The organism is Streptomyces yunnanensis (assembly GCF_029011865.1).
Classification (GTDB): domain Bacteria; phylum Actinomycetota; class Actinomycetes; order Streptomycetales; family Streptomycetaceae; genus Streptomyces; species Streptomyces yunnanensis.
This window is the reverse complement of the sequence record NZ_CP095749.1, coordinates 8,552,045-8,573,159: the sequence shown is the minus strand read 5'-3', so window position 1 is coordinate 8,573,159 and position 21,115 is coordinate 8,552,045. Positions and strand designations below refer to the sequence as shown.

Annotated in this window: 18 protein-coding genes, 1 pseudogene and 2 riboswitches; of the genes and pseudogenes, 7 read left to right on the top strand and 12 right to left on the bottom strand. The window is 72.7% G+C overall.

Annotated features, from left to right (window positions below; genetic code table 11):
* Positions 1-11: 11 nt before the first annotated feature.
* Positions 12-287 carry a hypothetical protein gene (locus tag MOV08_RS37585; RefSeq protein ID WP_039638688.1) on the bottom strand — a complete coding sequence of 92 codons (276 nt, stop codon included), beginning with the start codon at positions 285-287 and terminating at the stop codon, positions 12-14.
* Positions 288-468: 181 nt separating this feature from the next.
* Between MOV08_RS37585 and MOV08_RS37580 the strand changes: the two genes are divergently transcribed.
* Complete coding sequence (locus MOV08_RS37580) at positions 469-1,683, top strand: IS30 family transposase (RefSeq protein WP_275307072.1); 1,215 nt, start codon at positions 469-471, stop codon at positions 1,681-1,683.
* A 72-nt stretch (positions 1,684-1,755) separates the two neighbouring features.
* Here MOV08_RS37580 and MOV08_RS37575 read toward each other — a convergent pair whose 3' ends face one another.
* From MOV08_RS37575 to MOV08_RS37545, 7 genes are all read right to left on the bottom strand, one after another.
* Positions 1,756-2,508 (bottom strand): CbtA family protein, encoded by a 753-nt coding sequence (locus MOV08_RS37575; protein WP_275310620.1) that lies wholly within the window; start codon positions 2,506-2,508, stop codon positions 1,756-1,758.
* A 21-nt stretch (positions 2,509-2,529) separates the two neighbouring features.
* Entirely contained in the window at positions 2,530-2,751 is a 222-nt protein-coding gene (locus tag MOV08_RS37570; protein WP_039638686.1) for a CbtB domain-containing protein, read from the bottom strand.
* Between the two features lie 37 nt (positions 2,752-2,788).
* Positions 2,789-2,934, bottom strand: a riboswitch (cobalamin riboswitch).
* A gap of 70 nt (positions 2,935-3,004) precedes the next feature.
* A complete protein-coding gene (locus tag MOV08_RS37565) occupies positions 3,005-3,796 on the bottom strand; it encodes an enoyl-CoA hydratase (protein WP_039638685.1) in 792 nt (263 codons plus the stop codon).
* A complete protein-coding gene (gene mmsB, locus MOV08_RS37560) occupies positions 3,793-4,689 on the bottom strand; it encodes a 3-hydroxyisobutyrate dehydrogenase (RefSeq protein WP_039638684.1) in 897 nt (298 codons plus the stop codon). The genes MOV08_RS37565 and mmsB overlap by 4 nt, the downstream gene beginning before the upstream one ends.
* Positions 4,686-5,768: an enoyl-CoA hydratase/isomerase family protein gene (locus tag MOV08_RS37555; RefSeq protein WP_275310619.1), complete on the bottom strand. Its 1,083-nt coding sequence runs from the start codon at positions 5,766-5,768 to the stop codon at positions 4,686-4,688. The genes mmsB and MOV08_RS37555 overlap by 4 nt, the downstream gene beginning before the upstream one ends.
* Complete coding sequence (locus MOV08_RS37550) at positions 5,765-6,913, bottom strand: acyl-CoA dehydrogenase family protein (protein ID WP_275310618.1); 1,149 nt, start codon at positions 6,911-6,913, stop codon at positions 5,765-5,767. The genes MOV08_RS37555 and MOV08_RS37550 overlap by 4 nt, the downstream gene beginning before the upstream one ends.
* A 5-nt stretch (positions 6,914-6,918) precedes the next feature.
* Complete coding sequence (locus MOV08_RS37545; RefSeq protein ID WP_275310617.1) at positions 6,919-8,442, bottom strand: CoA-acylating methylmalonate-semialdehyde dehydrogenase; 1,524 nt, start codon at positions 8,440-8,442, stop codon at positions 6,919-6,921.
* A 224-nt stretch (positions 8,443-8,666) separates the two neighbouring features.
* Positions 8,667-8,840: riboswitch (cobalamin riboswitch) on the bottom strand.
* Between the two features lie 553 nt (positions 8,841-9,393).
* On the opposite strand from MOV08_RS37545, the gene MOV08_RS37540 reads away from it, so the two are divergent.
* The 4 genes from MOV08_RS37540 (at position 9,394) to MOV08_RS37525 (ending at position 14,313) form a co-directional block, all read left to right on the top strand.
* The gene (locus MOV08_RS37540; protein ID WP_275310616.1) at positions 9,394-9,975 is read left to right on the top strand and encodes a CAP domain-containing protein; all 582 of its coding nucleotides are present in this window, start codon (positions 9,394-9,396) and stop codon (positions 9,973-9,975) included.
* Positions 9,976-10,061: 86 nt separating this feature from the next.
* Positions 10,062-10,361 (top strand): trypco2 family protein, encoded by a 300-nt coding sequence (locus MOV08_RS37535; protein ID WP_205362119.1) that lies wholly within the window; start codon positions 10,062-10,064, stop codon positions 10,359-10,361.
* Positions 10,358-13,165: a trypsin-like peptidase domain-containing protein gene (locus MOV08_RS37530; protein ID WP_275310615.1), complete on the top strand. Its 2,808-nt coding sequence runs from the start codon at positions 10,358-10,360 to the stop codon at positions 13,163-13,165. The genes MOV08_RS37535 and MOV08_RS37530 overlap by 4 nt, the downstream gene beginning before the upstream one ends.
* 125 nt (positions 13,166-13,290) lie before the next feature.
* Complete coding sequence (locus MOV08_RS37525; protein ID WP_275310614.1) at positions 13,291-14,313, top strand: DUF6801 domain-containing protein; 1,023 nt, start codon at positions 13,291-13,293, stop codon at positions 14,311-14,313.
* 414 nt (positions 14,314-14,727) lie between these two features.
* Here MOV08_RS37525 and MOV08_RS37520 read toward each other — a convergent pair.
* A pseudogene (locus MOV08_RS37520) lies at positions 14,728-14,955 on the bottom strand (PIG-L deacetylase family protein); the annotation flags it as partial.
* Positions 14,956-15,003: 48 nt separating this feature from the next.
* Complete coding sequence (locus MOV08_RS37515) at positions 15,004-16,998, bottom strand: bifunctional serine/threonine-protein kinase/transporter substrate-binding domain-containing protein (RefSeq protein WP_275310613.1); 1,995 nt, start codon at positions 16,996-16,998, stop codon at positions 15,004-15,006.
* A 129-nt stretch (positions 16,999-17,127) separates the two neighbouring features.
* Between MOV08_RS37515 and MOV08_RS37510 the strand changes: the two genes are divergently transcribed.
* Positions 17,128-18,789, top strand: a complete 1,662-nt coding sequence (locus tag MOV08_RS37510; RefSeq protein ID WP_275310612.1) for an amidase — start codon at positions 17,128-17,130, stop codon at positions 18,787-18,789.
* A 145-nt stretch (positions 18,790-18,934) separates the two neighbouring features.
* Here MOV08_RS37510 and MOV08_RS37505 read toward each other — a convergent pair whose 3' ends face one another.
* The gene (locus MOV08_RS37505; RefSeq protein WP_275310611.1) at positions 18,935-19,489 is read right to left on the bottom strand and encodes a GNAT family N-acetyltransferase; all 555 of its coding nucleotides are present in this window, start codon (positions 19,487-19,489) and stop codon (positions 18,935-18,937) included.
* Positions 19,490-19,566: 77 nt separating this feature from the next.
* On the opposite strand from MOV08_RS37505, the gene MOV08_RS37500 reads away from it, so the two are divergent.
* Positions 19,567-20,256, top strand: coding sequence for a TetR/AcrR family transcriptional regulator (locus tag MOV08_RS37500; protein WP_275310610.1), 690 nt, complete (start codon positions 19,567-19,569; stop codon positions 20,254-20,256).
* On the opposite strand, the gene MOV08_RS37495 is transcribed toward MOV08_RS37500, so the two are convergent.
* Positions 20,192-21,094: a helix-turn-helix domain-containing GNAT family N-acetyltransferase gene (locus tag MOV08_RS37495; RefSeq protein ID WP_275310609.1), complete on the bottom strand. Its 903-nt coding sequence runs from the start codon at positions 21,092-21,094 to the stop codon at positions 20,192-20,194. The two genes, MOV08_RS37500 and MOV08_RS37495, sit on opposite strands and share 65 nt — an antisense overlap.
* Positions 21,095-21,115 lie beyond the last annotated feature (21 nt).

Below are 21,115 nucleotides of genomic sequence, written 5' to 3'. Positions count from 1 at the left end.
GCCGCGTGGGGTCAGTGGGCCTCGTCCCGGTGGCGGCGGAGCAGCTCCGCGATCGCGCGGCGCAGGCGGTCGGTGTCGGTGCGGTCGTCGGGGCCGCCGACCAGGGCCTCCAGCTCCGAGAGCAGTCGCTCGGTCCGTTTGACCTGCTGGGCGAGCACCCGTACCCGCGCGCTCTGGCCGCCGATCTGGCGGCGGCTCGCGATCAGTTGCTCGTACTCCTCCGGGGTCAGCGCCACCGCCGCACGGCCACCGAGGGTGATGTGACGCGGCTGGGGGGTTCTGGCCATACGGCTCCTCCGCTCGTCGCCTCCGGCGGCCCCGACCCGTGCCCCGACCGGGCGGCCCGGACCGGCCCGCCCGTGGTGTGCGTCCGTGACCTCCGTCGTCGTGTCCGGCATAACGCAAAAGGGCCCTCGGAAGGTTCTTGAGTTCTAGTAGTCGTTGCAACACCCCAGCTCAGGGGATGCAATGGACTTCAAGATCCGAAGGGACCGGACGGCTCAGGGCCCTGTGAAGCTGGGCCGGGAGCGCGCGGAATACTCCCGGCTCGTGCAGCAGGGCTACAGCAACAAGGAAGCCTGCCGACTCGTCGGGATCGATGCCCGGACCGGCAGGAAGTGGCGCAACGGTCGTAGCGCCGACCGCAGACAGAAGGCGGCACCACCGATCAACGCGGTGGTGCCGCCTTCCGGGCCTTCCCGATATCTGCGTGAGGCCGATCGGATCCACATAGCCGACCGGCTCCGGGAGAAGGCGACAGTCCGGGCGATTGCCGCCGAGCTCGGCCGCAGCCCGTCCACCATCAGCCGGGAGATCCGCCGCAACCGGCACCCCGACAGCGGCCAGTACCGCCCGCACGCCGCCCAGGCCCGTGCCGACGCCCGCAGGCCGCGACCCAAGCCGGGCAAGATCGGCCAGAACCCCGAGCTGCGGGACTTCATCCAGGACCGCCTGACCCTACGGTGGAGCCCGGAGCAGATCTGCCAGGCTCTGCGGGCACAGTTCGCCAACCGGCCGGAGATGCACGTGGTCCACGAGACGGTCTACCAGGCCCTCTATGTCCAGGGACGTGGAGAGCTCCGCCGCGAGCTCGCCCGAGCCCTGCGCTCAGGCCGCGCCCGCCGCAAACCCCACCGTCAGGTCGCCTCCCGCCAGCCACGGTTCACCACACCGATGGTCATGATCAGCGAACGGCCCGCGGAAGCATCCGACCGTGCCGGCCCCGGCCACTGGGAAGGCGACCTCATCATCGGCAAGGACGGCAAGTCGGCCATCGGCACTCTGGTCGAACGCGCCACCCGCTACGTCATGCTCCTGCACCTGCCCGGCGACCACGGCGCCGAGCGCGTCCGCGACGCGCTGGTCACCACGGCCCAGACCCTGCCCTCCCACCTTCGACGGTCCCTGACCTGGGACCAGGGAAGTGAGATGGCCGCACACGGCTCGTTCACCATCGCCACCGGCATCCCGGTCTACTTCTGCGACCCGGCCAGCCCCTGGCAACGCGGCTCTAACGAAAACACCAACGGCCTGCTGCGGCAGTACTTCCCCAAGGGCACCGACCTGTCCGTCCACACCCCGCAGCACCTGGCCGCCGTCGCCACCGAACTCAACGGCCGCCCACGCAAAACGCTCGGCTGGGAAACCCCAGCCGAGCGCCTGCATAAACTGCTCGCGGCCTAGACAACCGACCACGTGTTGCAACGACCGCTAGAAACCGCCGTTCCGAAGGGCCCTTTTGTGTCCCAAAACCGTTCAGTTCGAGGCGGGAACCGGTTGTTCGGACGAGACTCTCGCCGGCGCGGGATGGAGCTGCCGCTCGGCCAACTCACCGAAGAGCAGCCCGAATCCGCCCCACAGCACGGCCTGGACGGCCAGTGCGGAGAGCCGGAACCGCCACAGCAGGGCGGCCGGGAAGTCCTTCGGCACCTCGTTGACGACCGGCAGGAACTGGTACGCCAGCCCGATCACGACGACGAAGGCGGCCACCGCGACCACGGTCGCCCACCAGGTGCCCAGGCTGGGCGCGAGGCGCTTGCCCAACTGGGTGGCGGCGACCTCCAGGAGGACGCTGAGCACCATCATCAGGAAGTACAGCGTGGTGCGCTTGCCGATGGTGTCGGGGTCGCCCACCGACGGCGGGTTGGCCGGGTACTTCAGGAACGGTACGACGTACACGGCCAGCAGTGCGGTGCCGGACAGCAGCAGTGCGGTGGCCCGGGGGCCGAAGCGTCCGACGCGGCCGAGTGCGAAGCAGAAGGCGAGGGCGGCGATGCCGCCGAAGGCCACTCCGTAGACCAGGACGCCGGTGGCGAGACCGGCGGTGGACTGCAGAGCGCGGGAGACGACCTCCATCTCGTGCTCGTGGGAGTGGGCCTCCTCGAAACCGATCGCGCTGTTGACGCTCGGCTCACCGAGGACGTAGGCGACGACGAGGGCCAGCACGCCGGCGCCCAGGCCGGCGAGCATGCCCCGTACGAGCAGATTTCTTACCGTTGCGGAGTTCATGGGGCTATGGCGTCCCTTGCGTCAGTGGCAGGGGAAGCCGAGCAGGTGGCGGGCGTCGTGGACCCACTCGTGGACGTCGGTGCCGCTGAACACGGACGTGGCGCCCTGCTCCGCGCCCACGAAGTAGAGCAGGACGAGCATCAGGACGCCGAAGAAGACCGCCCACGGAGCGATCGCCTTCAGCGGCAGCGTGGCGGGAACGACGGGAGTGGTGGATGTCGGCTGAGCGACGGTCTGCGCCATGGCAGAACCTCCTTCTGGGAGTTCGCGTCCCATTTCGGTGGTGCACAGGACGACGGCCGCGGGTCTGACTCACGACACACCCCGGGGGCGTGTCGCACACAGTGGCGCGACCGTGCCGGATTTCCACCGGCTTCCGCTTCGCCGTCGTCGCTATCGAAGAGAAGGTACCGCGTGTCAGGTACATCGCCAAGGCTGGGCCAACGGTCCTGCGCTGCGCCCCGTCGCGGGTGACCCGGCCGGTGGCGGGACAACGTCAGCGGTGGGTGAAGCGGGGCGGGCGCTTGTCGACGAAGGCGGTCATGCCCTCCTTCTGATCGGCGAGGGCGAAGGCCGCGTGGAAGAGCCGGCGTTCGAAGTGGACACCCTCGGCGAGGGTGGTCTCGAAGGACCGGTTGACCGCCTCCTTGACCATCATCGCGACGGGACGGGACATGCCCGCGATGGTCCCGGCCACCGCCAGCGCCTCGGCCCGCAGCTCGTCGGCGGGCACCACGCGGGAGACCAGGCCGGCCCGTTCCGCTTCGACGGCGTCCATGGTGCGGCCGGTCAGGCACATCTCCATGGCCTTGGCCTTGCCGACCGCGCGGGTCAGCCGTTGGGAGCCGCCGATGCCGGGGAGGACGCCGAGCTTGATCTCGGGCTGGCCGAAGACGGCGGTGTCGGCGGCGAGCAGGACGTCGCAGAGCATCGCCAGTTCGCAACCGCCGCCCAGGGCGTATCCGGAGACCGCGGCGACGGTCGGCGTGCGGAGCCGGCCGAGCCGGTCCCAGGCGGCGAACCAGTCGCTCAGGTACATGTCCGGATAGTCCTGTGGCTGCATCTCCTTGATGTCGGCGCCCGCCGCGAACGCCTTGGCCGACCCGGTCAGGACGATGCAGCCGCACTCCGGGTCGCGGTCGAGGGCTTCGGTGGCCGCGACAACCTCGTTCATCAGCCGGAGGTTGAGGGCGTTGAGGGCCTTGGGACGGTTGAGGGTGAGCAGCGCGGTGCGGCCGGTGCGCTCGACCAGGATCGTCTCGTAGCCGTCCGTCGTCGGTGTGGTCATGCCTGGCCTCCGCTTCGCCGCCTGATGTCCCGGACGATGCCGGAGAAGTCCGCCTCGGCGCCCGCTCCCTGGGCGTATGCCTGGTACAACTCGGCGGCACAGAGGCCGAGTTCGGTGCGCACCCCACCGGATCTGGCCGCGTCGGCGGCCAGCCGGAGGTCCTTGGCCATGAGGGGGGCGGCGAAGCCGGGCCGGTAGTCGTGGTTGGCCGGGCTGGTCGGCACGGGGCCGGGGACCGGGCAGTTGGTGGTGAGCGCCCAGCACTGGCCGGAGGAGGTGGCGGCCACGTCGTAGAGGGCCTGGGGGGTGAGGCCGAGGCTCTCCCCGAGCACGAACGCCTCGCTGACCGCGATCATCGAGATCCCGAGGATCATGTTGTTGCAGATCTTCGCGGCCTGACCGGCGCCGGGTCCGCCGCAGTGGACGCTCCTGCGCCCCATGGCGGCGAGCAGCGGTTCGGCCTCGGCGAACTCGTCCGGGCCGCCGCCCGCCATGAAGGTGAGGGTGCCGGCCTCGGCGCCGACCACGCCGCCGGAGACCGGCGCGTCGAGCATCCGCATCCCGGCCGCGGCGGCCCGGGCGTGGGCGGTGCGGGCGTCGGCGACGGCGATGGTGGAGCAGTCGACGAAGAGCGTTCCGGGCCGGGCGGCCGCGAGGACGTCCTGGTAGAGGTCCAGGACGTGGCGGCCGGCGGGCAGCATGGTGAGCACCGCGTCGGCGTCCGCGACCGCCCGGGCCGCCGATCCGGCGGGCTCCACTCCGGCGGTCTCGGCCGCCGCCAGCTGCTCGGGGGTCGTGTCGTGGCCGCGCACTCGGTGGCCGGCCCGGACCAGGTTGGCGGCCATCGGGCCGCCCATGTGCCCCAGTCCGATGAAGGCGAGGGTCGCGGTCACCAGGGGACCTCCTGTGTCGTGCCGGACGGGGCAAGTCCCAGCTCCTCCGTGCCCAAGGGGGCGAAGAAGCGGGCGACATGGGTGTCGCCGACCTCCGCGAGGGTGGGCGGGGACCAGCGGGGGTCGCGGTCCTTGTCGACGATCTGGGCGCGGATGCCCTCGACGAGGTCGGGTGCGGCCAGGGCGGCGCGGGAGACGCGGTATTCCTGGTCGAGCACGGCTTCCAGGGAGCCGAGGTGCCTGGCCCGGCGCAGCGCGGCCAGGGTGACCTTCAGTGCGGTGGGCGACTTGGCGAGCAGCGTCCCGGCCGCCTCCTTGGCCGCCGGATCGCCGTGGTCGGACAGCCGCCCGACGATCTCCTCGACGGTGTCGGCGGCGTAGCAGGCGTCGATCCACGGCCGCTGGTCGGCGAGTTGGCCGGGCGGGGCCTGCCGCACCACGTGCCGGTGGAGCACCTCGTGCAGCGGTGGCGCGGCGAGGTCGTCCAGCAGTGCGGGGAGCGCGGCGGAGGGCACGTAGTGGTCCGCGAGTCCGCACAGGAGGGCGTCGGACGCGCCGATCTGAGTACCCGTCAGGACGAGGTGGGTGCCCAGTTCGCCGGGGGCGAGGGAGAGCAGATAGCTGCCGCCGACGTCCGGGACGAAGCCGATGCCGGTCTCGGGCATGGCGATCCGGGACCGCTCGGTGACGATCCGCACGGCGGCGTGCGCGGAGATGCCGACGCCGCCGCCCATCACGATGCCGTCCATGAGGGCCACATACGGCTTGGGGTAGCGGGCGATGCGGGCGTTGAGCCGGTACTCGTCCCGCCAGAAGGCGGCCGAGGCCGAGCCGTCGCCGTCCCGGGCGTCGTCGTGGATGGCGCGGATGTCGCCGCCGGCGCACAGGCCCCGCTCGCCGGCGCCGGTGAGCACGACGGTCTCCACGGCCGGGTCGTGTTCCCAGTCCGTCAGTGCCTGGTCGAGGGCGCGCACCATGGGGTGGGTGAGCGCGTTGAGCGCCCGGGGGCGGTTGAGGATCAGGCGGGCGGTCCGGCCCCGGATCTCCCGGAGGACGGGCCGGTGGTCCGTGCCGGTCACCGGAGGGCCTCCGTCAGTCCCCGGGCCACGATGACGCGCATGATCTCGTTGGTTCCTTCCAGGATCTGGTGGACGCGCAGGTCGCGCACGATCTTCTCGATGCCGTAGTCGCTCAGGTAGCCGTAGCCGCCGTGCAGTTGCAGGGCGCGGTCGGCGACGGTGTATCCGGTGTCGGTGGCGAAGCGCTTGGCCATCGCGCAGAGTTGTGGTGCCTGCGGGTCGCCCCGGTCGAGTGCCTGGGCGGCCTGGTGCACCAGCGCCCGGGCGGCGGCCAGTTCGGTCGCCATGTCCGCGAGCCGGAACCGCAGGGCCGGCGCGTCCAGCAGCCGTCCGCCGAACGCCTCCCGGTCCGCGAGGTGGACCAGGCTGCGTTCGAGTGCGCTGCGCGCGCCGCCGAGGGAGCAGGCGGCGATGCCCAGCCGCCCGCCGTTGAGGGCGTTCATGGCGATCCGGAAGCCCCGTCCCTCGTGGCCGAGCAGTCGGTCGGCGGGGAGCCGGACCCCGTCCAGGATCACCTGGCGGGTGGGCTGGGCGTTCCAACCCATCTTCCGTTCGTTCGCGCCGAAGGAGAGCCCGGCGTCGTCCTTGTCGACGAGGAAGGCGGAGATCCCGCGCGGCCCGTCGTCGCCGGTCCGCGCCATGACGACGTACACCTGGGCGGCGCCCGCACCGGAGATGAACTGCTTGACGCCGGTGAGCAGATAGTCGTCGCCGTCGCGGACGGCGCGGGTGCGCAGGGCCGCGGCGTCCGAGCCGGCGCCCGGTTCGGTCAGGCAGTAGCTGCCGAGGTCCTCCATGGCGCACAGCCTGGGCAGCCACCGCTCGCGTTGGGCGGCGTCGCCGTAGTGGTCGATCATCCAGGCGACCATGTTGTGGATGGAGAGGTATCCGGCGATGGACGGGCAGCCGGAGGCGAGGGTCTCGAAGACCAGGACGCCGTCGGCGCGGCCGAGCCCGCTCCCGCCGGACTCCTCCCGCACGTACACGCCGCCGAGCCCCAGGCCGGCGGCCTTGCGCAGCACGTCGAGCGGGAAGTGCTTGTCCCGGTCCCAGGCGACGGCGTGCGGGGCGAGGTGGTCCTGGGCGAAGTCCAGGGTCGTCTCGACGAGGGCCAGTTGGTCCTCGCTGAGCTGGGTCGTGGTCACCGCGCTCACCTCATCACCGGGATCGTGAAGCTCGCGCCCTCGCGGCGGCCGGCGGGCCATCGGGAGGTGACGGTCTTGGTGCGGGTGTAGAAGCGGATGGCGTCCGGTCCGTGCTGGTTGAGGTCGCCGAAGCCGGAGCGCTTCCAGCCGCCGAAGGTGTGGTAGGCGACCGGCACCGGAACGGGCACGTTGACGCCGACCATGCCGGTGTTCACCCGCCGGGTGAAGTCGCGCGCCGTGTCGCCGTCCCGGGTGAACAGGGCGACGCCGTTGCCGAAGGCGTGCTCGCTGGGCAGCCGCAGGGCCTCCTCGTAGTCGGCGGCCCGGACGACGGACAGCACGGGCCCGAAGATCTCCTCCTGGTAGATCCGCATGTCCGGCGTGACCCGGTCGAAGAGCGACGCTCCGGCGAAGAACCCGCCCTCGTGGCCCGGCAGGACGAAGTCCCGCCCGTCGACGACGAGTTCGGCGCCCTCGGCCACCCCCGCATCGACATGGGAGCGCACCCGGTCCACGGCGTCCCGGCCGACCAGCGGCCCGAAGTCCGCCTCGGGGTCGTCGCTCCGGCCCACCCGCAGTCGCCCGATGCGCTCCGCCAGTCGCGCGACGAGGGCCTCGGCGGTGGCCTCGCCGACGGGGACGGCCACCGAGACCGCCATGCAGCGCTCGCCCGCCGAGCCGTAGCCGGCGCCGATCAGCGCGTCCACGGCCTGGTCGAGGTCGGCGTCCGGCATCACGATCAGGTGGTTCTTGGCGCCGCCGAAGCACTGCGCGCGCTTGCCGTGGGCGGCGGCGGTGGCGTACACGTGGGCGGCGATCGGCGTGGAGCCGACGAAGCCGAGCGCCCCGACCCTGGGGTCCGTCAGCAGGGTGTCGACCGCTTCCTTGCCGCCGTTGACGACGTTCAGCACGCCCGGCGGCAGCCCCGCCGCCAGGAACAGTTCGGCGATCCGCAGCGGGACGGACGGGGCTCGCTCGGAGGGCTTGAGGATGAAGGCGTTCCCGCAGGCCAGGGCCGGAGCCGCCTGCCAGAGCGGAATCATCGCGGGGAAGTTGAAGGGGGTGATGCCGGCGACCACCCCGATCGGGGCGCGCAGCGAGTGAACGTCGATGCCGGTGCCGGCGTTGTCGGTGAACTCGCCCTTCAGCAGGTGCGGGACGCCGGCGGCGAACTCCACGACGTCCAGGCCGCGTTGGATGTCGCCGTGCGCGTCGGCGAGGGTCTTGCCGTGCTCGCCGGAGAGCAGCCGGGCCAACGCGTCCCGCTCGTCCTCGACGAGTTGGAGGAAGCGCAGGAGGACGCGGGCCCGACGCTGCGGGTTCCACTCCCCCCAGGCGCGTTGCGCCTCGGTCGCGTCGGCGATGGCGGCCTCGGTCTCACCGCGGGTGGCGAGCGGCACCCGGGCCTGGACCCGGCCGGTGTTGGGGTCGTACACGTCGCCGTAGGACCCCGAGGTTCCCGGGGTGTGTGTGCCGCCCACGAAGTGGGTGATGTCGCGGACGGGCTCATGGGTTCGTTCACGGACCATGGATGCCTGCTCTCGTCAGGTGGGATCCAGGGGATGGCGCGCCGGACCGGGGCAGGCCCGCGGGTTGCGGGGCGTGCCGTCAGTCGGTCGCGCGGGATCGCGTATGGCGCAAGGGTCGTCAGGTGGCGGGGGCCGCGGGGGCCGTCCGCGATGCCTGCCCGACGAGATCGCCAGGGCCGTGGATGCACACCGGTGCCATGCGTGTCTTCTCCATCCTCGTGGACAACACGGAACATCCCGCGGCCGGTATCCTGACTCCCGGATCAGCGCGCGCCGCCCGCCTTCCCGACGTCTGACACGTCAGTGGCGTCTCGCTCGACGGCGTACTCCCCGGTCACAGTGGCGGGACCGTGCCGGATTCACACCGGCTTCCCTGCACCGCGGGCCTTCGCCCTCGAATATATAGTTGGACGTCCTAGTAAATCCAGCCCTGCCGGCCGTCATCCCTTCCGCGCGCCACAGGCACCACCGGACGACGCCACGCCGGACAGTCCGCGACACGCAGGCGCGACGCGCCCCGAACCCCGCTCGCCCCCGCTCCACCCCCGCCCGTGACATCCGTCATAGGGGCCTGCGTCACGAACTACGGCGCATAGTAGTGCCCGTCGCGGCGACAAATTGGGCTTTGTCCGCCTTGATCTGGCGATGACGTGCACATCGGGCGACGCCCTCCGGCCCCCCTGATCCTTTCGCCCACTCACCGGCGCCCCACGGGCCCCTGACGGCACGCCAGGCACGAAGGGAGTCACCGGGGAGCCGGGCAGCACGACCATCCGCCCATGACAAGCCGGTACGGGAGCTACTACCACGGGTAGGAGAAAGCCCCATTGCCCCGGATATGCGGCGCTTCTCAGAATGACGGCCGGCGCGGCACCCGCCCCACCCAGGCACCGAGAACGGGGCGGACCCGACCGTCCGACGGCGAACCGCAACGAACGAGCGAGGTCACGCATGAGCAAGCACCGCAGGACGCGGAACTACCGGCGGATAACGGTCGCCGCCCTCGCCGTGGCCGCCGTGGGCGTCCCCTCCGTCGCCATGGCCTGCCGCGGCGAACAGCCCTACGAGGCCAGGCACTTGCACCACCACCGGACGGGCACCGCGTCGGCGGCACCCGCCGCGGCCCCGAAGGCCGCCGCCTCCGCCGCGCCGACCTCCGACGCGACGGCCCGCGTACTGGAGCTCGTCAACAAGGAGCGCGGCAAGGCCGGCTGCTCCCCCCTGACCCTCAACGCAAAGCTGACAAAAGCCGCCCAAGCCCACAGCAAGGACATGGCGGACCACCACACCATGTCGCATACCGGATCCGATGGGTCCGACCCGGGCGCCCGGCTCGCGAAAGCCGGCTACCACTGGAACAGCTACGGCGAGAACGTCGCCTACGGCTACGCCACCCCGGAGAGCGTGATGGCGGGCTGGATGTCCAGCCCCGGCCACAAGCGCAACATCCTCGACTGCTCGTTCAAGGAGATCGGCGTCGGCCTCGCACAGCCCGACAACTACTGGACGCAGGATTTCGGCACCGCCTCGTAGCCGCGACGCATCACCGGCCCACAGTCCTGGGTAACGGATAACGGGTAACGGGAGTCGGTTGCCGGTGACGGACAAAGGGGCCTGGCGTGATCGAGTTAGCCAGTGTGATCAGGGATCTCAGGGCGGAGCTGGAACAGGCGATCACCGCGGCGGAGGGTGAGGCGCTGCGCTTCGAACTGGGCCCCGTCGAGCTGGAGGTGTCGGTCGCGCTGGAGCGGACGGCACAGGCCGGGGCGAAGGTGCGGTTCTGGGTGGTGGAGTCGGGGGCGGAGGCGACCGCCGGCACCACCACGACCCAACGCATCAAACTCGCCCTGCAACCGACCCTGACCGGGACGAACGCTCACCCGTTCGTCTCCGGCCCGGCCGACGCCCACGAACAGTGACTCCCGCGCCGAGCGGGACCGGGGAGCCGGCGGGACTGGACCCCGCGCGGGCGGTCCAGATCATCACCACCCGCCGCTCGGGCGCGGGCCGACGCGGCTCGGGCTATCGGATGACCGGGGACGTGGTGCTCACCGCCGCGCATGTGATCGGCGACGCGGCGTCGGTTCAGGTGCGGTTCGTCCGTCAGGACGGCAGCGTGCGGGACGTGCCCGGCGAGACGGTCTGGGCGGACGCCCCCGCGGACATCGCACTGCTGAAGATCGCGGACGGGTCGGGCCCCGACGAGCGGTACGCCGTCGACGTGCCGCCAGTGCGGTTCGCGCGCGTCGGGCGGCCGGTGGACTGCGCGGCGCTCGGGTTCCCGAGGTTCAAGCTGCGCCGCGACGCCGCGTCGCCGGAGCTCGGGCCCCTCACCTCCTACCGGGACACCCACCACGCGCTCGGCCAGGCCGTCCCGCTGTCGAACCAGCGCCAGGGCACCCTGGAGATCGCCAGGCTGGCGGCCCCGGAGCACGACCAGGACCCGGACCGTTCGCCCTGGGAAGGGATGTCGGGCGCCGCGGTGTGGAGCGACGGGTGCCTGATCGGCATCGTCAGCGAGCACCACCGCTCCGACGGGCTCGGCAGGCTCACCGCGCGCCCGGTGCACCGCTGGTACGCGTGCCTGTCCCCGGCCCGGATCGGCGAGTTGGGCGAGCTCATCGGCCTGCCGCTCGATGCCGACCGACTCGACCGGCTCCCCCGCCCGTCCCCACCGCCGCCGCCCGACGGCCCGCCGGAACTGCGGGAAGCGGTCAGGAAACTCGCCGCCACGGTCCACGACCAGTGGGACAGGGAGGAGCGGCGGCGCAAGGTGCACGACCCGATGCCGCTGACCGTGCGGTTCCGGCTCGCGGACGCGGGGCTGTTCGACCACTGGGCCAACATCCGCCGGTCCGCACCCGGAACGGACCCGGGCCCCCTTCCGCTGGCCGGCCGACTTCAGCACATCGTGCGGGTGTACCGGTCCGTTCCGTCCGCTCGGCTGGTGGTGCTCGGTGCGGCCGGTTCGGGCAAGACGATCCTCACCCTGCGCTTCGTCCTCGACCGGCTCGGCGACCGCACCCCCGACGACCCGGTACCCGTGATCTTCGGCCTGGGCGCGTGGGACCCCCGGAGCACCTCGCTGCGCGACTGGATGTGCGACCAGTTGGTGCGCGACTACGGCCTGGCGGCCCGGGACCCCGACATGCCCGGGCGCAACCTGGCCGGTGCCCTGGTGGACACGGGCCGGATCCTGCCCGTCCTCGACGGGTTCGACGAGATCGCAAGCGGCCTGCAGGGGGAAGCGCTCGACAAGCTCAACGCCACCACCACACCACTGCTGCTCACCAGCCGCCCCGCGCAATACGCCCAGGCGGTGGCGGCGACCGACGTACTCAGCGGCGCCGCCGTCGTCCAGCTGGACGACCTCACCCTCGGCGACCTCACCGACTACCTGCCGCGCGCCAGCCGCCCCGGCGTGGACGGCGGACTGCACGGCACGGTGTGGGAGCCCGTCCTGGCCAGGCTCGGCACCCGGCCGCGCGACCGGGGCGCCCACAACGTCGCCACGGTGCTCACCACCCCGCTGATGGTCGCCATGGCACGCACCATCTACAGCGACGCGCCCGGCCGGGACCCTGCCGAGCTGCTCGACACCACCCGCTTCCGCACCGCCGAGGACCTGCGCAAACACCTCCTGGCCGCGTTCACGCCCACCGCCTACCACCGCCCGCCGACCGACAGCGACCCCGCCACCGGCCGTCGCCGCCGACGGCACTGGGACCCCGAACGTGCCCACCACTGGCTCGGCTACCTCGCCGCGCACCTCACCCGACTCGACACCGCCGACCTCGCCTGGTGGCAACTGGGCACCACCCTGCGCCGCTCCACCCGGGTGCTCGTGGTCGGATTCCTCGCCGGACTGTCCTTCGGCGTCACCACCGCGGTCGGCAACCTCCCCGTCGACCTCGTCGCCACCTCGCACGGCGCCCGGTTCGCGCTCGTACGGGGGCTTGTCGTCGGGCTGCTGCACGGGCTCGCGGTCGGGTTCGCGTTCGGGATGGTGTACGCGTTCATCTCCCGGGGTGCGACGGAGCCGTCGCGGTTCCGCGTGCGGCTCTTCGGCAGGAGGAGGGAGAGGCGTGCGCGGTTCCTCCCCCGGTTCACGGTCGGGCTCGCCTTCGGCACCCCGATCGCGCTGGTACTGGTACTGGTGGACAGGGGTGTGGTCGAGCCGCTCGGGCTGGCGGACGGGCTCGACGGCGGCCTCCGGGGCGCGCTGATGTTCGTGCCCGGCGCCGGGCTCGGGATCGGACTGGTGCTGGGCATCGTGGCCTGGCTCGAAGTGCCCAGTGACATCAGATCCGCCGTCCGCCCCGCCGCGCTGCTGAACGACAACCGCAAGAACGTGGTCTTCCACATGCTCGTGTGGGCACTCGTCTTCGGACTGGCGGCCGGGGTCGCCAACGGGATCACCGACGGGCCGCTGCGCGGGTTCCTGGCCGGTCTGGTGTTCGCGGGCGAAGCGGCCTTCGGATGCGGGCTCGGCTACGGGCTCAGCTGGACCGCCTGGGGGCAGTGGGTGGCGCTGTCGCGCATCTGGCTGCCACTGACCGGACGCGTTCCGTGGGCCGTGATCGCCTTCCTCAACGACGCCTGCGAGCGGGGCGTGTTGCGTCAGGCCGGTGCGGTCTACCAGTTCCGCCATGCCGAACTCCGGGACCATCTGGCCCAGACCTTCCGGGAACGCGACAGCCAACTCCCATTTACCGACAGGTGAGTTCGCGCGTCTCGCGTACCCCGGTGGCCGATCCGGTGACGGGCTGATTCCGGGCGGTGACACGGCTATGACACGGCGGACGGATGCTCGTCGTACAGATGCAGCTGCCGTACGGGGGAGGCAAGATGATCAGTACCGAAGGAAGGCAACACCGGTGCGGTTCGGCCCGCGCCGTCCTGAGGGGTCTGGTGGCCCGTCGCGTCGTCACAGTGGCGACGACGGTGGGGGTCGCCGTCGGAATCGTGGGACTCACCGGCGCCGGCCCGGCGGCGGCGGATCCGCTGTCGCGCACGCTCGCCTACGCCTGCTCGGTCCAGTCGTTCACACAGACCGCAAGGGTGCGGATCGACGCGGACGTCCCCACCTCGACCGCGGTCGGGCAGCCCACCCCGCGGTTCGTCATCCGCGCCGGGGCACCGTTGGGTTCGGCCCTCACCAGCGGGCTGAACTGGCTCGGCGTGAAGAGCATCGAGGGCCGGGCGGACGCCCAGGTCCGCGTGGTCGCGCCACACGGCGGCGGAACCACCACCGTGCCGTTCCAGATGCCCAGGACCGCCGTCCCGGACTCCGGTTCGCTCGCCGTCCGGGCGACCGGCACCGCACCGTCACGCACCTTCGACCGGCCGGGCAGGGCGCAGATCACCGTGGGCGACCTCGTCCTGCACGTCGTGCCCAGGGACGCCGACGGCAAGGTGTTCCGGGGCCCGATCGACGTGCCGTGCACACTGGCCCCGCAACAGAACAACGTGGTGGCGTCCTTCGCCATCACGGCGAATCCTCCGGCCGGCTCGACGACGACCGGGAACAACGGCTCGGCCGGCTCCGGCGCCGCCGGGCCCGGGTCCGCGGCGCACACCGGGCCGTCCGCCGCGGACGGCACGCCCGGCTCGACCGCATCCGGCGCTCCGGGCGAGGCGGGCGGCGCGGCCGGCCCGAACTCCCGTGACGGGAAGCCCAGTGGGGCGCGGCACCCGGAGGGCGGGGAGCGGCGCGGCACGAGCGGGCTCGGCGCGACGGTCCCGTCCGGCAGCACCACCGCGATCGGCAGTCAGCACACCCGGAGCCTGGTGCTGCTGGCCGTGGGAGCATTTGCGGTGGGGGCGCTCGCCCTCGCCTTGGCCCTCCGCTTCCGGGCGCGCCGCAAGTAGACGCCGGTGCCGAGGAGCGCAACGCCGGGCAGGCGCGCGACGGCTCACCCTGCCTGGCGTTCCTCCTGCGCGACCGGCCCCTCGTCGGCGCAGGAGGAAATCTCCTCGACCGTCGGGTCCACGGACCCCTTCGCGCTGTTCGGCATACGAGCCTCCCCTTGAGGATGCGCGGTGCGACGCCCGCACCGAGACCGGCACTCTAAGCACCGGAGAGGTCCCAACTCGCCCACCTCAGAGGGGAATTGGCGTGATCCATATGCGGCGCACCCTGCGTGTCCAGGGGTGCCGGTCGGACGATCGGGTAGGGCGCTTCTGACGGGTGCGTGAACCCCGGGCGCCCGTGGTGGATGTACCACTCGGTGGACAGCAGGCGAGCCCGATCGGCTGGTGGGAGGCCGGCGATGCGCCCCGGCAGGGCGCCGCGCAGAACCGGGCGCTGCCCGGGGCCGACTGCGGGGCGCCGGCCCCCAGGATGCGGAGTGCGTCGGCCAGTTCCGCGGCGCGCGGGGTCTCCGCCGCCCAGGTGGCCGTGACGACCGCGGTCCGCGCACCGGCGGCCGCGTGGCGGGCGAGCAGCCCGCCCGCCGACAGGGACTCGTCGTCCGGGTGGGCGAAGACCGCCAGGAGGCTCGGCAGGGACATGGCCGGTCGGTCACCCTCCACGAACGGGGCAGACGAGGTGCGGCGACCTTACCTCCCGCCGTTGACGACGGCCCGCGGCACCGCCCCGCCCTCGACGTGCCACTGCTTGAGGATCTTCGCGTACGCGCCGCTCGCGATGAGGCGGTCGAGCGCCTCCCGCACGGCGTCGCGCAGGGCCGTGCCGGTCTTGGCGACGGCGATGCCGAAGGGCACCGGGCCGAGCTGCGGGCCGCAGAGTTGGAGGGCGCCGCCGCCGGAGTGGGTCGCCGCGGTGTAGGCCGCGACCGCGAAGTCGTCGAGGCAGGCGAGGGAACGGCGCTGGGCGACGTCGGCGTAGACCTCGTCGGGTGTGTCGAACGTGCGGAGCGTCAGCGGCGCGGGGAACCGCCGGCTCACCTCGTCCAGGTAGCCCTGCGCGGCCGAGTTGCGCTGGACCGCGACCGGCTTGCCCGACAGGTCCGCCACCTTGCGGATGCCCTCCGGGTTGCCCTTGCGGACGACGAGCGAGAGTCCGGACGAGAAGTAGTCGATCAGGTCGACGCCGCGGCGCGTCGTCGAGCCGGTCTCGCGCCCCTCCTGACGGTCCTTGGTGTCGACCACCGCCGACATGACCAGGTCGAACCTGCCCGCGTCGAGGCCGGTGAGGAGGGAGTCGAAGGCGGCGTTCTGGAACGTGCAGCGCACGCCCAGCTCGCGGCCGAGGGCCTCGGCCAGATCGACGTCGAGACCGGTGGGCCCGCCGTTGCCGACGAACTCCATCGGGGCGTAGGTGAGGTCCGAGCCGACGGTGACGGTGCCCTTGTCGCGTATCGCCTGCGGCAGCCGGCCGTCCGGTTGCCCGGTCCCGCCGGGCTTGGCCGCGGCGCCGGCGCCGTCGGTGCCCTTCGCCCCGCCGTCCGGCCGGAGCGTCCAGGCCAGCGCCCCGCCGCCGGCGACGACTCCGGCGGCGGTCAGCGCGGCGAGCATCCGGCGGCGGCTCGGCCCCGAGGCCGGGGGCCGCCCCGCCGGTTGCGGTGGTGGGCCGGGGCGGTGGGGCTGCCCGGACGGAGCGGCGGACGGCGGGGGTTGAGGGGGATCCGTCATCGTGCGGGTCGGCAGTCCCTCGAAGCCGACGCTCGCGGGTGCCTGGGCCGGGGGCGGCGGCGTGGCGGTGTCCTGGGCGCGGGGGTCGCCGAGTTGGGTGGACAGCCGGCGGAGCTGTTCGGTGATCGGTTCCGGCAGCCAGTCACCGTACGGGCCCGGTGCGCCCACCCGCGCCATCAGGTCCGGGAGCGCGGGCCGCCGCTGCGGCTCCTTCGCCAGGCATGCCGCCGCCAACTCCTTGAGTGCGTGGGGAAGGTGGTCGATCTGTGGCTGCTCGTGCACGGTGCGGTACATCAGGACCTGCGGTTCGGCGCTCCCGTACGGGCCGTCGCCGGTCGCCGCGTAGACGACCACGCCACCGAGGGCGAACACGTCCGCCGCCCCGGTGATGTCGGGGCCGGTCATGACCAGTTGCTCGGGCGCCATGAAACCCGGGGTGCCGAGGGCGGTGCCGGTCACGGTCAGCGCGGTGTCCGCGGCGGAGTGCGCGATGCCGAAGTCGATGACCCGCGGGCCGGCGGCGGTGAGCAGGATGTTGGACGGCTTGAGGTCCCGGTGCACCAGGCCCTGTGCCTGCACCGCCGACAGGGCCTGGAGCAATCCGGCCGTGAGCAGCCGCACCGTGTGCTCGGGCAGCGGCCCCCAGTCGTGCACGGCGGTGCTGAGTGGGAGGCCCGGTACGTACTCGGTCGCCATCCACGGCACGTCGTCCTGTGGCGCGGCATCGACCACCGGCGCGACGAACGGTCCCCCGACCCGACCGGCGGCGGCCACCTCGCGGGCGAACCGCTTGCGGAAGCCGTGGTCGTCGGCGAGTTCGGAGCGCGCGGTCTTCACCGCGACCGTCCGGCCGTCGCCCGCGCGACCGAGATACACCCGTCCCATCCCGCCGCCGCCGAGCAGCCCGATAATGCGGAACGGTCCGATCTGTCGCGGATCGTCCTTTGCCAGCGGTCGCACCCGTACCCCCCGTACCAGCCGTTACGTACCGCAGTATCCCGCAACCGCCCGGTGCCTTGACGGGAGGGCGACGCGAAAGGCCCTTGTGCCGGTCCGGCGGCCTGTAGTCCGCTGATTTTCATGAGGAGCATGAGGAAGCGGAGCATTGCCACGCTGGCCGCCGTGTTGGTCGCCGGCTCCCTGTGCGCGGGCGCGCCGAATCCGCGCGCGCAGGCGGCCGGTGGCGGCGCGGACGGTCGGCGGACGCCGGGAGGTTCGGCCACCGGCACGGGGTCGGCGGGCCCGGAGTCCACGCGTCGGGAGTCCGCGCGTCTGGGGGTCGATCTGGACACCGTGACGATTCCGGAACTACAGGCCCGTATGGCGGACGGGTCACTGACCTCGTCGGCGCTGACCGCCGCCTATCTGCGCCGGATCGAGGCCGTCGATCCGACGGTCAACGCGGTGCTGCGGACCGACCCGACGGCCCTGGAGCAGGCGGCGGCCAGCGACGCCCGGCATCGCCGCGGTGCGGCCCGCGGCCCGCTCGACGGCATCCCCGTGCTGCTGAAGGACAACGTGGACACCCGTGACCTGCCCACGACGGCCGGCTCGCTGGCGCTGGCCGGCCGACCGCCGCAGCGCGACGCGGTCCTGGTGACCCGGCTGCGCGACGCGGGCGCGGTGCTCCTCGGCAAGACCAATCTGTCCGAGTGGGCGAACTTCCGTGCGGCCAAGCCGACCTCGGGCTGGTCGGCGGTCGGCGGGCAGACCCACAACCCCTATGTCCTGGACCGGAACCCGTGCGGGTCGTCCGCCGGTTCGGCCGCCGCGCTGGCCGCGTCCCTGGCGCAGGTGGCGATCGGCACCGAGACGGACGGCTCCATCGTGTGCGCGGCCGGGATGAACGGGGTGGTCGGCCACAAGCCCACCCTGGGACTGGTCAGTCAGGCCGGTGTGGTCCCGATCTCGGCCGAGCAGGACACCGCGGGGCCCATGGCGCGCCATGTGGTCGACGCCGCGCTGACCCTGTCGGTGCTCAGCGGTGGCGACGCCCGGCGGCCGGGCGATGCCGCCGGCCTCCTCGGCTCCCCGGGCGAACTGAGCCGCACCGGCGGTCTGCGCGGCAAGCGGATCGGCCTGTGGCTGCTGCCCGAGCTGGGACCGGCCGTGGACGCCGTCATGACCCGGACCGCGGCCAAGCTGCGCCGGGCGGGCGCCGAGGTCGTCGAGGTGACGCCCCCGTATCAGAAGCGCCTGGCGGAGCTCGAATTCCCTGCGCTGCTCTCCGAGTTCCACCGGGACATCGATGCCTATCTCACCACCCGCGACGGGCCGCGGGACCTCGCCGGGCTGATCGCGTTCAACCGCGCGCACCCGGCGGAGCGGACCTGCTTCGCCGGCCAGGAGCTGTTCGAGCGGGCCCTTGCCGCGCCGCCCACCACCGACCCGCAATACCGCGCCGCACGGGCCGAGTTGCGGGATCTCTCCCGGCGTTCGATCGACGAGACCATGGCCGCCCATCGGCTGGACGCGATCGCCGCGCCGACGAATCCGCCGGCCTGGACGACCGACTGTGCGCGGGGCGACAACGACGTCGTCCCGTCCTCGACCCCCGCGGCCGTGGCGGGCTACCCCTCGCTGTCGGTGCCCGCCGGGTTCGTGCACGAACTGCCGGTGGGTCTGCTCCTGATGGCCGGTGGCCACCAGGACGGCCGGCTCCTGGCGCTGGGGGCCGAGGTGGAGCACCGGCTGCACGCCTGGCGGGCACCGCGCTATCTGCCGACGGTGGGCGACGACACCGTCCGCTGAGCGCCCCGCCGGGGATGCCGGCCGGTCGACAGCGGGTCGGTCGGTCATGGGCAGGGGCTCAAGGCACGGTGGCGGCGTCGTATACGGGGACACGAAGACTGCGGCGCCGTCCCGCCGTTCGCCGACGGGACGACGGGCGGGCGCCTCAGCCCGTCCACTCGTCCGCGAGGACCGACCAGACCTCGGTGTCGTGCCGGACTCCCCCGTAGGGGAACTGGCTGCGCAGCACGCCGTCGCGGCGCATGCCCAGGCGGCGGGCCGCTTCGACGCTGCGCTTGTTGGCCGGGCTGGTGCGCCATTCCACGCGGCTCATCCCGCGCTCGCGGAACGCCCAGCCGATCAGGATCCGGCTCGCCCGGTGCACCAGTCCGCGACCTTCGCCGGCCGCTTCCAACCAGCAACCGATCTCGCAGACCCCCAGCGCGGCATCGAACTGCGTGAACATCACGCCGCCGACCAGCACGCCCTCCAGCCAGATGCCGTAGATCCGCGCGCCGTCCTTGGCCTGGCCGTCGGCGTAGCCCTGGAGGACGTTGATCGCGGACGCCAGGTCCGTGCTCCGCGTCGCCCACGGGATCCAGGGGTCCACGGTGGGCCGGGCGCGATCGATGTGGTCGAGGAACTCCTGTGCCTGCCACGGCTCCAGGGGCCGCAGCTCGGCGCTGTCATCAAGCGGCACGGCGAACACGGGGTCCTCCATCGGTCGATCGCTCCGCCGGCGCGTCGGCCGGTGGACGAAGGTGCATAACAAGCGTTCGGTACGTATTCTAGATGCTTATGCCTCCCGCTCCCGTCGATCACGAATCCCGCCGCGAGGACGTCTCCCAGGCGGTGTGGCGGGTGCTGGCCGCCAAGGGGTTCGGCGGCCTGACCCTGCGCGCCGTGGCGGCCGAGATGGACGTCTCCACCGGCCTGCTGATGCACTACTTCCCCACCAAGCGGGCCCTGGTCGTCCATGCCCTGGAACTCCTGGAGAAGAGCAGCGCGGAACGCCCCCGACGGGCCCGCCCGCGCGAGGGGCTCGCCGCGCTCCGCGCCGTCCTGCTGGACTTCCTGCCGATCGGCCGGGAGAACACCGACCGCAACCGGATCTGGGTCAGCTCCTGGGACCTGGCCCTCGCCGACCAGGGGCTCCACGCCGACCAGGCGGAACGCTACGTCCGCATCCGCGCGGCGGTCCGCCCTCACCTGGAAGCCGCCGTGGCGCTCGGCGAACTCCCCGCCGCAGCCGATCTCGACCAACTCGCCACCATGGCCGTCGCCTTCGTCCACGGCTTGGTGGTCCAGGCGCTGTTCGACCCGAAGCGCTTCCCCCCGAAGGCGCAGACCGCGGCGGTGGACCGCTTCCTCGACGCGCTGCGCACCTCAGATGCGGCCGAGTCCGAGCACCCGCCCGCCCTCCTCACGCGGACGGCGACCCGGCGATCCGCTTCTCGAACCAGTGATGGGCGTAGCGCTCCTGGTTGAACGCGGCGACCTCCTCGAAGCCGCAGGCGCGGTACAGGCCGATCGCGGCGGTCAGCGCCCGGTTGGTGTCGAGGCGCAGCCGGTCGCTGCCGTGTCGGGCGGCCCGCTCCTCCAGTTCGGCGAGGAACCGGCGGCCGAGGCCCAGGCCCCGGGCCTGGGGCGCGACCCACATGCGTTTGACCTCGGCGGGCGCGTCGGCCGGGAGCTTCAGACCGGCGCAACCGACGGGTTCACCGTGCAGCCGGGCGACCAGCAACAGGCCGTGCGGAGGGCCCAGTTCGCCCGCGTCGGGCAGCAGGCTCCGTGCGGGGTCGAAGCCGGTCTCGAACCGCTCCTGCAGTTCGGTGAAGTAGGACCGCAGGCAGTACTGGGCGTCGGGGTGGTCCGGGGCGACGGTGTCCAGCGCGACCGTGGCGGCGGTCAGCAGTCGGTCGACGTCGGCCATGGCGGCGACCAGCCGGGCGCGCTGGTCGGCGTTGAGCGGCTCCAGCAGGGAGCCGGCCAGCTCGTCGCTGCGGCGATCGAGCACGGCGCGCTCCGCGCGGCCCGCGTCGGTGAGGCGCGCGGTGCGCACCCGCCGGTCCTGGTGGTGCGGTTCCACCGTCACCAGGCCCTCCCGTTCCAGGGAGCGCAGCAGTCGGCTGACGTACCCGGAGTCGAGCCCCAGTCGCTCGCGCAGCCGGCGCACGTCCCGGCCCTGCTCGCCGATCTCCCAGAGCAGCCGGGCCTCGCCGACGGGCCGGTCACGGCCCAGATACCGGTCGTGCAGCACGCCCACCCGCTCGGTGACGGCGCGGTTGAACCGCCGCACCTGTTCGATCTCCGTCGCATCAGCCATTCCCTGACTCTAGTCAGAGAA

Coding starts and splice junctions, on each gene's coding strand:
- MOV08_RS37585 (WP_039638688.1), bottom strand. CDS start 287: ATGGCCAGAACCCCCCAGCCGCGTCACATCACCCTCGGTGGCCGTGCG.
- MOV08_RS37580 (WP_275307072.1), top strand. CDS start 469: ATGGACTTCAAGATCCGAAGGGACCGGACGGCTCAGGGCCCTGTGAAG.
- MOV08_RS37575 (WP_275310620.1), bottom strand. CDS start 2,508: ATGAACTCCGCAACGGTAAGAAATCTGCTCGTACGGGGCATGCTCGCC.
- MOV08_RS37570 (WP_039638686.1), bottom strand. CDS start 2,751: ATGGCGCAGACCGTCGCTCAGCCGACATCCACCACTCCCGTCGTTCCC.
- MOV08_RS37565 (WP_039638685.1), bottom strand. CDS start 3,796: ATGACCACACCGACGACGGACGGCTACGAGACGATCCTGGTCGAGCGC.
- MOV08_RS37545 (WP_275310617.1), bottom strand. CDS start 8,442: ATGGTCCGTGAACGAACCCATGAGCCCGTCCGCGACATCACCCACTTC.
- MOV08_RS37540 (WP_275310616.1), top strand. CDS start 9,394: ATGAGCAAGCACCGCAGGACGCGGAACTACCGGCGGATAACGGTCGCC.
- MOV08_RS37525 (WP_275310614.1), top strand. CDS start 13,291: ATGATCAGTACCGAAGGAAGGCAACACCGGTGCGGTTCGGCCCGCGCC.
- MOV08_RS37510 (WP_275310612.1), top strand. CDS start 17,128: ATGAGGAAGCGGAGCATTGCCACGCTGGCCGCCGTGTTGGTCGCCGGC.
- MOV08_RS37505 (WP_275310611.1), bottom strand. CDS start 19,489: ATGGAGGACCCCGTGTTCGCCGTGCCGCTTGATGACAGCGCCGAGCTG.
- MOV08_RS37500 (WP_275310610.1), top strand. CDS start 19,567: ATGCCTCCCGCTCCCGTCGATCACGAATCCCGCCGCGAGGACGTCTCC.
- MOV08_RS37495 (WP_275310609.1), bottom strand. CDS start 21,094: ATGGCTGATGCGACGGAGATCGAACAGGTGCGGCGGTTCAACCGCGCC.